9 protein-coding genes are annotated in these 11752 nt (G+C 69.0%); 6 read left to right on the top strand and 3 right to left on the bottom strand.

Annotated features, from left to right (window positions below; translation table 11 throughout):
* Window positions 1–45 precede the first annotated feature (45 nt).
* The 4 genes from VGV60_05805 (at window position 46) to VGV60_05790 (ending at window position 5165) form a co-directional block, all read left to right on the top strand.
* Window positions 46–918 (top strand): DUF481 domain-containing protein, encoded by an 873-nt coding sequence (locus tag VGV60_05805; protein ID HEV8700768.1) that lies wholly within the window; start codon window positions 46–48, stop codon window positions 916–918.
* A 366-nt stretch (window positions 919–1284) separates the two neighbouring features.
* Window positions 1285–3024 (top strand): S8 family serine peptidase, encoded by a 1740-nt coding sequence (locus VGV60_05800; GenBank protein HEV8700767.1) that lies wholly within the window; start codon window positions 1285–1287, stop codon window positions 3022–3024.
* Between the two features lie 12 nt (window positions 3025–3036).
* Window positions 3037–3717: a hypothetical protein gene (locus tag VGV60_05795; protein HEV8700766.1), complete on the top strand. Its 681-nt coding sequence runs from the start codon at window positions 3037–3039 to the stop codon at window positions 3715–3717.
* An 80-nt stretch (window positions 3718–3797) separates the two neighbouring features.
* On the top strand, window positions 3798–5165 hold the full coding sequence (locus VGV60_05790; GenBank protein ID HEV8700765.1) for a DegT/DnrJ/EryC1/StrS family aminotransferase: 1368 nt from the start codon (window positions 3798–3800) through the stop codon (window positions 5163–5165).
* Here the strand turns inward: VGV60_05790 and VGV60_05785 are convergent.
* The gene (locus VGV60_05785; protein HEV8700764.1) at window positions 5162–5542 is read right to left on the bottom strand and encodes a hypothetical protein; all 381 of its coding nucleotides are present in this window, start codon (window positions 5540–5542) and stop codon (window positions 5162–5164) included. The genes VGV60_05790 and VGV60_05785 overlap by 4 nt on opposite strands.
* 445 nt (window positions 5543–5987) lie before the next feature.
* On the opposite strand from VGV60_05785, the gene wecB reads away from it, so the two are divergent.
* The gene (gene wecB / locus VGV60_05780) at window positions 5988–7076 is read left to right on the top strand and encodes a UDP-N-acetylglucosamine 2-epimerase (non-hydrolyzing) (GenBank protein HEV8700763.1); all 1089 of its coding nucleotides are present in this window, start codon (window positions 5988–5990) and stop codon (window positions 7074–7076) included.
* 155 nt (window positions 7077–7231) lie between these two features.
* Window positions 7232–7930: a response regulator transcription factor gene (locus tag VGV60_05775; protein HEV8700762.1), complete on the top strand. Its 699-nt coding sequence runs from the start codon at window positions 7232–7234 to the stop codon at window positions 7928–7930.
* 32 nt (window positions 7931–7962) lie between these two features.
* Here VGV60_05775 and VGV60_05770 read toward each other — a convergent pair whose 3' ends face one another.
* Both VGV60_05770 and VGV60_05765 read right to left on the bottom strand, forming a co-directional pair.
* Window positions 7963–9396: an HD domain-containing phosphohydrolase gene (locus VGV60_05770; protein ID HEV8700761.1), complete on the bottom strand. Its 1434-nt coding sequence runs from the start codon at window positions 9394–9396 to the stop codon at window positions 7963–7965.
* Window positions 9397–9406: 10 nt separating this feature from the next.
* Window positions 9407–11620, bottom strand: coding sequence for a HEAT repeat domain-containing protein (locus VGV60_05765; GenBank protein HEV8700760.1), 2214 nt, complete (start codon window positions 11618–11620; stop codon window positions 9407–9409).
* Between the last annotated feature and the right edge of the window lie 132 nt (window positions 11621–11752).

The following is an 11752-nucleotide window of genomic DNA, read 5'->3' as shown; positions in this document are numbered from 1 at the left end:
ACCGACTAGAATCGATCTCTCGCAAATGCAACCAGGAGGTGCCTGATGAGACAACGCGAGTCGATCGTGAAGGGAATCATCGTCCTGGCAATAATCACAATCGCAGAAGTCGGTGCGGCCCGGGCCCAGGATGCCGCCGGCAAGGCGGACTGGTCCGACATCGGGCTTCTGAGCGTCATCGTGACGGACGGGAACAGCGAAGCATGGACGGCGGGGATCAAGAACACGCTCGCAGCGAAGGGCGCCAAGTCCATGTTCGAGCTTCAGACGAGCGGGTATCAGGCCCAGTCGACGACCAGGGTTCGGTTCGCCCTCGGTCCGAGCCAGACGGATTTCCAGGTCGTGGAGATCAAGAGCGACTGGGAAGCCGAGAGCTACATCGTGGGGCTGCGGTTCGATCGGTTGATGGCGAAGCGGATGTACTGGCTGATCGGCGGCGGCTGGGAGCGCAATCGCCTGAAGGGCCTGAAGGACCGGTTCATGGAGATCGCAGGCGTGGGGGCGCGGTGGATCGACAAGGACAAGGCGCTGTTCCGGACCGACATCGCCGCGACGTCGACGCGGCAGAACGACGTGATTGACAATACGCTCGAGGACAACGAATTCCCGGGGGTGCGCCTGTCGTCGAAGTTCCAGAAGACATTCTCGACCGGAGCGACGATCGGCCACGAGCTGGTGGTCGATCAGAACCTGGACCGGACGGAGGACCGGCGGGCCGACATGACAGCCTGGGTCAGCTTTGCCTCGGGCCCGCACCTCGCCCTTCAGATGGGGGCGCAGCTCCTCTACGACTGGGAGCCGGCGCTTCAGGAGATCCCGCGCTTCAGCGCCCCCCTGATCTATTCCGGGCAAAACGTCCAGATCCCGTTCGAGGAGTTCGACAAGATCTTCACCGCCGCGCTGGTGCTCGTGTTCTGACGGCTCTGAATCTTCGCGGCCTTGTGCTGAGCCGGCGTGCGGCCGATGGACAGTCCGTGTGCGGGGGCTGGACACTCGGCTAAACGACTGAGCGCACGGCGCTCAGAGTCTCCCGTCTGACCCCGGCAGCGATTTGTGTCCGGGAATCGCGTTATTGCAGCCTTTCCCCCCCCGTTCCAGCTGATTCGCCAGGCCTCCGGAACTCCATGACGGATGGGCACTTTCGTGGCGGCGACGCGGTGACGCGCGTGGCAGGGTCTTTGCTTATTGACCAGCCACCCGCGCTGGCGGATAGGGTGTCGGATCGGTGACAGGGGTGCAGGGAAAGCTGAGGGCCACGCAGACATGCTCGCAAAACTGAGGCCGTTGAGAGAGACACTCGTTATCAGCCTGGCGATCGCGGCGCTTCTGCTGGCGGCCCCCTCCGTCTCGGCGGCTCCCTCCGCCGCAGCACAGGGACTGAGAGGGAGCGCGCAGCCGGACAGGCTCTCTCCGGATGTCAGGGAACAGCTCGAATCCGTTGGACCTCGGGAACTGATCCCGGTCATCGTGCAGCTCGAGGCCGAGCCCGATGCGGACCATTTCGCGCGGCTCAGGGCCGGCGGCGGATCGGTCAAGGCGCGCTTTGGCGTCCTGCATGGCTACTCGGCCCGCGTCCCGGCCGGGCGGATCGAGGCGCTCGCCGCGGAGCCCGGCGTCGAGCGGATCTCCTACGACGTCCCGGTCTCGGCCCACCTCAACGTGGCCGTCGACGCCGTCGAGGGCGACCTCGCGTTCAAGAATTCCGGAGGTCTCATCGGCAAGGGGGTCGGGGTCGCGGTCATCGACACGGGTGTCGTGGCCCACCCGGACCTGGTTCGGCCCTCCAGCATGCCGCAGATCGTCGAGGTGGAGATCGTCGGGACCGAGAAGGGGCTGGCCGACTACTTCGGCCACGGCACGCACGTGATCGGCATCATCAACGGGAGCGGCTACGCCTCGAGCGACAGCCTCTCGTACCGCACCTTCAGAGGCCTGTCCCCTGGGACCCGGATCATCTCGATCCGGGCGCTTTACCCCGACGGCACCGGGTACACCTCCGACATCATGATGGGAATCGACTGGGCGATCCGGAACAAGGGCGCCTACAACATCCGCGTCCTGAACCTGTCGCTCGGGCACCCGATCTACGAGTCGTTCCGGACGGATCCCCTGTGCCGCATGGTGCGGGCGGCGCACGACGCCGGGATCGTCGTCGTCGTGGCGGCCGGCAACGACGGCGACGTCGGTGGCGGATTCGGCACGATCACCTCGCCCGCCAACGAGCCGAGCGCCATCACCGTGGGGGCGATGAACGACAAGGGGACGGCATCGATCGGGGACGACGAGAGGGCGTGGTTCTCCGCGAAGGGACCGACGCTCATCGACTTCGTCGCCAAGCCCGACCTGGTCGCCCCGGGGGTCGGGATCGTATCGGCGCGAGCCCCCGGGTCGTGGCTCGATACGAACTTCCACGGCCTGGTCCTGAAGATCGGGGAGTACAAGAACGACACGAAGTATGCGACCAAGGACGGCGCCTACATCCGGCTCTCGGGGACGTCGATGGCCGCGCCCCTGGTCTCGGCCGCGGCGGCCCAGATGATCCAGAAGGACCCGACGCTGAACCCGGCGACCGTCAAGGCCCGTCTGATGAAGTACGCGCAGAAGGACGGGCGCCTGGTGTTCGAGACCGGCGCGGGCTTCCTCAATGTGGACCGGGCGCTTCAGGCCTGCGAGCGCGTCTCTCTCGCCATGTCCCCCTTCGTCCTGCTGGCCGGCGACGGTGGCGTCTACATGCAGGACACCGCTCTCCTGTGGGGCGGCGATTGGAAGGTGGACAGCGTCTGGGGCGCCGACAAGGGGCTGCTGAGCGGCATCTACCTCAAGGACGTGCCGTCGGACATCGTCCAGACCTATGGCGCCATCTGGGGCGGCGGCAAGACCGGCCGGCTGTCGCTCGTCGACAACACGGTCGTCACGACCACCGGCGCCATCTGGGGAGGAAGCCGATCCAACCTCACGCACACCGCAAGCGTCGTCGACATCCTGGGCGCCATCTGGGGCGGTGGCAAGCGTGGCGGCCCCTAAGAGGATACGCTCATGACGATCTTCCTCGCGACTCTGGCGGCACTGAGCTGGCTCGCCACTCTCGAAGCGCTGCTGCACGGCCTGCCGCAGCTGACGGCGGACTACCTGCTCCTCATGGTGTTCGCCTGCGTGGCCGCGCCGATGAACCTCGACCTCGGACACAACGCCCGCATCTCCACCCTGCAGCCTTTGATGCTGGCCGCCATCGCCCTGTTCGGTACCCGCGAGGCCATTCTCCTCGCCGCGGTCAGCATGACCTACTTCTGGGCCGTCGGCCGCCCCCGGCAGCCCGCGTACAAGGCGGCCTTCAACTGGTGCAATTTCGTCCTGGCTGCCTGGCTCGGCGGGCACGTTTACCATGCCACCGGCGGCCGCCCGGGGGACGTGACATCCCCGGCGTCCCTGGTGGCGCTGCTTCTGACGGCGCTGACCTTCTTCGTGGTGAACACGTCACTGGTGTCGGTCGCGGTGGGATTGGAGCACGGGATCTCGCCGTTCCGCATCTGGTACGAGAAGTACTCGTGGACCCTGAACGCGCAATTGACGGGGGCGTCGGTGGTGATCCTTCTGGGGCTCTTGCGGGAAACCTTAGGGACGCAGGTCCTCTTTCTCATCGTGCCGTTCTGTATCCTGTGCTACCACTTCTACAAGGCGTATTTCTCGCGGGCGTCCGAGCGGGCGCACCGGACGTAATCCGCGCCGCAGGTCCACCGCCGCGTTGACTTGAGACGGCCGCTGCCCCACAATCAGCCGTTTCGCGGAGGTGGGCTTCGATGGCATCGTCGCGAATTCCCGCCGGCGGGGCCGCGGGCAAGAGCGATCAGAAAGCGCGGATCCAGGCGGTCGATCCGGCGGCGGAATATGCCGGGCTGAAGCCGGAGATCGACGCCGCCGTCACGCGCGTCCTCGCGTCCGGGCGCTACATCGGCGGCCCGGAGATCGAGGGGCTGGAGCGCGAGTTCGCCTCCTTCTGCGGCGTGGCGCACGCGGTGGCGGTGAGCAGCGGCACCGACGCTCTGCGCTTCGCGCTGATGGCCGCGGGCCTCGGGCACGGCGGCGCGCCTGGAGGCGGTCCCGCCGGCGGCGCGCCTGGAGGCGGCTCCGTCGGCGGCGCGTTGGGGTCCGGCCGGGACGCCGCAGGCGAGCGGCCCGAGGTCATCACCACGCCTCTGACCTTCATCGGCACGACCGAGGCCATCAGCCAGGCGGGGGGCCGGCCGGTCTTCGTCGACGTCGATCCCGCATCCCTGACGCTCGATCCCGCCCGGCTCGAAGGGGCGCTCACCCGCAGGACGCGGGCCATCGTGCCGATCCACCTGTTCGGCCAGGTGGCGGACATGGACCCGATTCTCGATTGCGCCCGCCGGCGGGGCATCTCGGTCGTCGAGGACGCCTGCCAGGCGCATGGAGCTCTCTATGCCGGCCGTGGCGGCGGTGGGGGGCGCGCGGCCGGCTCTCTCGGCGACGCGGGCTGTTTCTCCTTCTATCCGTCCAAGAACCTGGGGGCGTGCGGCGAGGGGGGCCTGGTCACCTCCGCGCGGGCCGACATCGCGGACAGAGTCAGGCGGCTGCGCGATCACGGCCAGTCGGAGAAATACGTCCACGCGGAGGAGGGATACAACGGCCGGCTCGACGCCTTGCAGGCCGCGATCCTGCGGGTCAAGCTGAAACGGCTCGCCGCCCGGAACGAGCGCCGGCGCGCCCTGGCCGCACGCTACGGTGCGCGGCTCGTCGAGATGGGGCTGGCCGCGCCCTCGAGCGGCGGGGGAGACCACCGGCAGGCCGGGGCGCCGCTTCGCCTCCCGGTCGAGAAGCCGTGGGGCACCCACGCCTATCATCTTTATACGGTGCGGTTGTCTCCAGGTGACGCTCGCCCAAGTGACGCTCGCCCAGGCGCCGCTTCGCTTCGCGACCGGGTGCGCGCCGCTCTCCTCGAGCAGGGGATCGAGACCGGCATCCACTACCCGATCCCTCTGCACCTGCAGCCGGCCTACGCGTGGATGGGCCTGCGCGAGGGGGCCTTCCCCGAGGCCGAGCGGGCAGCCCGCGAGGTCCTGTCGCTGCCGATCCATCCGGAGATGACCGACGACCAGGTGGACCGGGTGTGCGCGGCTCTTGCCAAGGCGCTCGCGCGGCCCTAGAAAAATTCCTTCAGAAAGTGATTGACTTCTCCACGATATTCTCCTAAATTACACCTTGCTTGATCGGCACGTCTCGTCCGCCCCCGCCGCTCGAGCGCTGAACGTTTCCCGTTTGCCATGTTGACGTGCGCGACGTGGTCTCGCTCCGGGGGGTGTCCGCGCTCATGGGCCTCGAATTCATCCTCGCCGTCGCTCTTGGCGTCGCTCTTGCCGTCGCGCTCGGCGCCGCTCTTGCCGCCAAGCTCGCCCCCCAGCTCGCCGTCCTCATCGGCGCCGGGAATCGCTTCGGTTTCGGCACACTCCCTGCCGCTCAGCCCGGACGTTTTCCATCGGCTGGGGCTGCCGGGTCCGCGGGGGACCGACTTCGCCGGGGCCATCGGGTGCGGGCCCCGCTCGCTTCATCCCGCCAGCCCGGACGTTTTCCATCGGCAGCGGCTGCCGGGTCCGCCGGCGACCGACTTCGCCGAGGCCATCGTGTGTGGGCCCCGCCCGCTTCATCCCGCCAGCCCGGACGTTTTCCATCAAGCCATCCGGCGCCCCCCTGCCCCCGACATCAGTGCTCGCAGCCTTCGGAGGAACGCCCTGCACAAGTCGTTGACTTGCCTGGTCCGCTCCACCACAATCTGCCGGCGCCCCGGCGCGCTCCGGCGCCGGCGCGACCGGTATGGGGTCTCCTCGATGGCAAGCGGGGCCCGAAGCGGACCTGCGAAAACGGGAAGGGGCTCTGCGAGGGCCCGATCGGCCGCGCGCCCTGGGGCCGCGCGCCGGGCGCCCGCGGGCGCTGCGGAGGCTCGCCGCGCGCCCGCGCAGCCCCTCCGCGTCCTGCTCGTCGCCGGCGCCCGTCCGAACTTCATGAAGGTCGCCCCCCTGTTGCGCGCGTTCCGGGCGCGCCCCGATCGGTTCGACCCCCGGCTGGTGCACACCGGCCAGCACTACGACGAACAGATGTCGGACGTGTTTTTCGAGGACCTGGAGATCCCGCCGCCCGACATCCACCTGGGCGTCCGGTCGGGCACGCACGCGGCGCAGACGGCGCGCATCATGGAGGCATTCGAGAAAGTCATCGAAGAGGAGCGCCCCGACTGGGTCGTGGTGGTCGGAGACGTCAACTCGACGCTGGCGTGCTCGGTGGTCGCCGCCAAGGTGACGCCTCCTATCAGGGTCGCGCACGTCGAGGCGGGCCTGCGCTCGGGCGATCGGACGATGCCGGAAGAGGTCAACCGTATCGTGACCGACGCCCTCTCCGACCTGCTCTTCACCACCAGTCCGGACGCCGATCGGAACCTGGCCGCCGAAGGGGTCCCGAAGCGCAAGATCCACCGGGTCGGGAACGTGATGATCGACACGCTGCGCCGCTTCCTGGCGCGCGCCGATTCGTCCGACGTGATGGCGCGGCTCGGGATCGCCCCTCCGTTCGCGTTGCTGACCCTGCACCGTCCCTCGAACGTGGACGATTCCCAGGCGTTGCAGCGCATCGTCGCGGCGCTCGATACCATCGCCCTGGAGATCCCGATCCTGTTCCCAGTCCATCCGCGGACGCTCAAGATGATCGCGGCGCACGGCGGCGAGGTGGGGGGCGGCGGCCTGCGTCTCGTCGAGCCGCTGGGATATCTCGACTTCCTGCACCTGCAGAAGCGGGCGCGGATGATCCTGACCGATTCGGGTGGGATCCAGGAAGAGGCCTCGATCCTCGGCGTCCCCTGCCTGACGCTGCGGGAGAACACGGAGCGTCCGATCACCCTCAGCCGCGGGACGAACCGCCTGGTGGGAAGCGACACGGCGAGAATCGTCGCCGCGGCCCGCCAGATTCTGAGAGCACCTCCGCCGCGCCCCCGGTCGATCCCGATGTGGGACGGCAAGGCGGCGGCCCGCATCGTCGCGGTCTTCGCGCGTCTCGGCGCGGGGCGCTAGGCCTGGCGGGGGCGGCAGGCCGGGCGGGGGCGGCAGGCCGGGCGGAGGGCGGTAGACGTCAGGGCGGGTGGAGCTCCGTCCCTCCGCGCTCCCTCCCTGGTTGACATCGGGCATCGCGCGCCCCCAGAATTGACGCCATTCACGGGAGGGCGCCCATGGCGCCTGGCAAGCGAACCCGCATCCTGGTGGCCGACGATCACACGATTGTGCGCCAGGGACTCAGGGCCATACTGGAGGGCGAGCCCGACATGGAAGTCGTCGGGGAGGCCGCCGACGGCCGCGAAGCGGTCAAGAAGGCCGTGTGTCTCGCGCCCGACGTGGTGATCATGGACGTCAGCATGCCGAAAATGAACGGGCTCGAAGCGACGGCCCGCATCGTCAAGGACAACCCCTCCATCCGGGTCGTCGCCCTGACGATGCACAGCAGCGAAGAGTACGTCTACTCCCTGCTCAAGGCGGGGGCGAAGGGTTATCTGCTCAAGGAATCGGTCTCGTCCGACCTGGTCGAGGCGATCCACGCGGTGGAGGGGGGCGGCACCTACCTGCACCCGTCGATCTCGAACCGGGTGGTCGAGGGATACCTGAAGGGGCCGCAAGCCGGGACGCATGCGGGGATGGTCGACGTCCTGACGCCGCGCGAGCGGGAAATCCTGCAGCTCATCGCCGAGGGGCACACCAACAAGGAGATCGCCGGGTTGCTGGGGCTCTCCGTGAAGACGATCGAGAACCACCGGACGCGCATCATGGATAAGCTCGAGATCCACAATGTCGCCGGCCTGACGCGTTACGCCATCGAACGAGGAATCGCCAGCGCGTCGTCCCGGCCCGACAGGCTGCGCGGCGACCTGCGCTAGAGGCCGGTCCGGGCAGCCGGCCGGCTCCCGGGTCAGGAACCCTGCGGGCCGGCGGGCTTCGCCGGGGGCGGCGTCCTGATCGAGGACAGGATGTTGCGGGAGAAGTGGCCCCCCACCTGCTCCTTCTCCATCAGATCGACGATTTCGAGGCGCCGGATGAGCCCCCCGGTGCTGTCCCGCAGCATGCGCACGACCGGGCGGTAGGGGTTGGACGGGTTCGACCGGACGACGACCCCCTCCTCCCCGGTGTCCAGGCGCACGCGCGTCCCCGGCGGGTAGGCCCCCATGATCTGCAGGAAGGCCTGCGCCAGCCGCGGGTGATAGTCGGTCCCTGCCTTGTCGCTGATCACCGCGGCCACCTTCTCGGGCGGGAACTCCTCCTGGTACGCTCGGCGGCTGCGCATGGCATCGTAGGTGTCGGCCAGGTTGGTCATCAGGCTGCACGGATGGAGCGGGCGGGGGTGTCGCGGGCGCGGATACCCGCCGTGGTTGTACCGCATGTGGTGCTCGAACGCCACGAGGAGCGCCAGGTCGGGGACCCCGGGGGTCTCGCGCAGGATGTGCACGCCGTCCTGGGGATGCCTCTGAATGAGGCCGAACTCCTCGGGTGTCAGCTTGCCCGGCTTGCTCAAAAGCTCCTTCGGCAGGACGGTCTTGCCGATGTCGTGCATCATCGAGGCCAGGCCGAACTCCCGCAGCGCGGTGGCGTCCCCGCCCATCGCCTCGATCTGCACCACGGTCAGAAGGCAGACGTTGATGATGTGGGTGAAGGTGTAGGCGTGGTGCGCCTTGAGGGTCGTCAGGATCAGGAACGGCGATCGATCCTGCTGCATCTGCGAGGCGACCAGGCGCACGAACGACTCGGCGTCCGCCATGCTGATGCGGCGTCCATCCTGCAGAGCGCCGACCGCCTCTTCGATGAAGGTCAGGGCGTTGTCATAGGCCTCGGCCAGCTCCGGGCCGGTCTCGTCGATGAGGGCCCGGCTCCGGTCCGCCTCGACCGGGTCGGCGAGCACGAGCCGGCCCGCCTCGATCGAGCGGATCCCTTCCTTGGCGATCATGTCCTGCAGGGAGGCGCCGGCGAACCACTTGGCGTCCAGGATCATGAGCGACAGGAACCGGCGCAGCTGCTCGAGGTCCAGGCCGCGCTTGAACACGATGGTCTCGATGGCCCGCGACTTCAGGGTCTCGACGAAGGGCGCGAGGCTGTCCGTCCCCTCGTCGAGCGGCTGGCCACCCGCCATGAGCTTCTCCCCGACCAGGGCGAGGCGCCAGTCCTCCATCAGGGCGAGCAGCCGCTCCAGGTAGAGCGCCAGGGTCCGGAGGGCCCGGGACGCGATCGGGTGCTCGGGGGGATACATCTTGCGCTGGTTGACGGCGGCGTGCAGGGCCCGCACCGCCGCGGCCGACAGCGCCTGGACGTGCCCCTCCAGAACCGGTGCGGGCGTTTTCTCGGGCTCGGGCATCTCGGTCTCCTCAGTTGCGCGACGTCAAGCCGCCCATCGAACGCTGGCCGATGATCTCGGCGCAGGTCCCTGCCACGGGGCCCCGCCACAGCCGCGAACCTTCCTGGATGGCGTTCAGGGCGGTGGTCGTGCCGATCTTCTCGAGGGCCCGCGCCGCGGCGACGCGCACGGTGTCGCCGGCCCAAGGGGGCAGCCACATCCCGCGCATCAGGATGGCGCGCAGCCGCGGCACCGACTCGTTGCCGCCGAGGGCGCCGAGGGTGGAGATCGCCTCCTTCAGCCGCTGGTTGCCGCGCCCGAACAGGTCCACGCGCTCGGTCATCTCCAGGAAGGCGCCGATGGTGCGGCGCCGGTCGATGGCGGCGAGGGAACGCAGCGCGACCTCGTGCACCTCCGGGTCGTCGAGGCACTCCCTCAGGAGGGCGAAGGCGCGCGGCCCGCCGATCTTTCCCAGGGCCGCGACCGCATCCCGGCGGACCCGCGGCTCGGCGTGCTTGAGGCACGGGGCGATGGCCGGGATCGTCGCCGGGTCGGCGATCTCCCCCAGGATGAGCAGGATGTTCCTGACCAGGTACCAGGAGGGGTCGGTCAGTCGCCGGACGAGCGCCGGGACCGCCCCCTTCTGCCGCGACGCGAGGAATCCGATGAACGGCTTGCGGATTTCCCAGTCCTCCTCCTCGGCGAGCCCCAGGAGGAGACTCTCGACGCAGTGCTCGCCCATTGCCTGGAACGCCGCGGCCAGGGCGGTGTGGTGCTCGGGCTTCAGGGTGTGGAACGACTTGCGGTAGCAGCGCACCAGCGCATCGGCGGTGGCCCGGATCGCCTTCTGAGCCGCCTCCCGGACGTGCGGCGGGGACGAGGTCCCCGCCGCGAGGATGGCCAGGACCGCCTCGGCGACGCCGCTGCACTCGGCGAACCAGTCGGGCGTGAGCCCTGAGGCACGCTTCTCGATCTGGTCCAGGGCGACCCACCGGCGGGCCGGCTCATGGTCCACACCCACCAGGTCGCCGAACAGGAGCCAGGCCCGGCGCCTGATCCCCTCGGGGGTCATGGCCTCGACCACCTCGGGGAGCGCCAGGAGCTCCCGCTTCAGCCCCTCCTCGAGAGGCGGCGCGCTGGCGCCGATCATCTCCAGGAGTCCCTTGTATTCGCGGGAAATCCAGTCGTCCTGCGATTCCTTCAGGAGGTCCTCGACGGAGTCCCACACGTCGGCCGGGGGCTTGTCGACCCCGCGCGCCGATCGGATCGCCTCGAGCACGCTCGTCTTCTGCTGGTCGTTCACGCCCCGGTCGATGAGGACCTTGCGGATGACGCTCCCGAGGCGGGCGTTCACTCGCCCCTCGGACTGCACCATCGAGACGATCAGCTCCCCCAGGTTGTCTTCCGGGATGCTGGCCCTGATGGCGCCGGCCAGGTCCACGTCGGTGCCGGCAACCGGGATGCTCGTCCCGAGGATCTCCTTGCGCCCCTGGGGGTCGAGCGCCATGAGGGCGGCCGCGAGGTTCTGGGCCAGGGACGACAACGCTTCCGGCTCGGCGGTTCCGACTTCCGCGGCGATCCGTTTCAGCGCCCCGGTCAGGATGCCCGACCGGTTCGGCCCGGCCTCGGCGCAGATTTTCTGCAGGGAGGCCATGAGCTCCCAGGCCGCCCTGGCATCCCCCGCCACTCTCCGGATCAGGTGCTCGCCGCCGGGAGGGACGGAGCTCTGCCCGGCCAGGAACCGGGCCAGCAGATCGCTCCAGGAGACGCTCGGGGTCTTCTCCGCCCCCGCCTCCGCGCCGGTCCCCGTGCGGGCCGACCGGAGGGCCTCCGCCGCGTCGAACTCGACGACCGAAATGCCGCCGAGCCGGCGCTCCTCCAGGCTCTTCATCGGTCCGCCGCGCGAGCGCAGCGTCCCCGGATCGAGGGCGATGACTTCGAGAAACCCCTTGAGGGCCTCCGGCTCGACCGGGGACCGGAAGCTCAGCCCGCTGACGTTCCGGCGGCTCAGGTACGAGGCGAATCCGCCGAGGACACGATCCCCCTCCTCCAGGACAGTCCGATCGACGAGAAAGGCGGCGTCGGCCACGCCGACGGTGAGCGTCTCGAGGTCCGTGAGGGCCTCCTTGAGAAACACCGAGGCCTTGTCCAGCGCCGTCGACACGGTCGGGTGCTGGGCGGGATAGAAGGAGATGGTCTTGGTCGCGGTGGCCAGCTGCTTGAGGGCCCGGACGAGTGGACCCACGGCATCCGGGTTATTGGTCATCGGGGCCCCGGTCCTCTGCTTACGACAGCGACCCTAATATGATGTTGGGATGCGGGGAAAGCAAACCGCGGTCCGCAACGGCCGTAGACAAATAAGTCATGGTATTGCTTA

This window comes from Candidatus Polarisedimenticolia bacterium, assembly GCA_036001465.1.
GTDB lineage: Bacteria > Acidobacteriota > Polarisedimenticolia > Gp22-AA2 > Gp22-AA2 > Gp22-AA3.
Note: the sequence above shows the minus strand (reverse complement) of the source record. Positions and strands in the feature narration are given on the sequence as shown.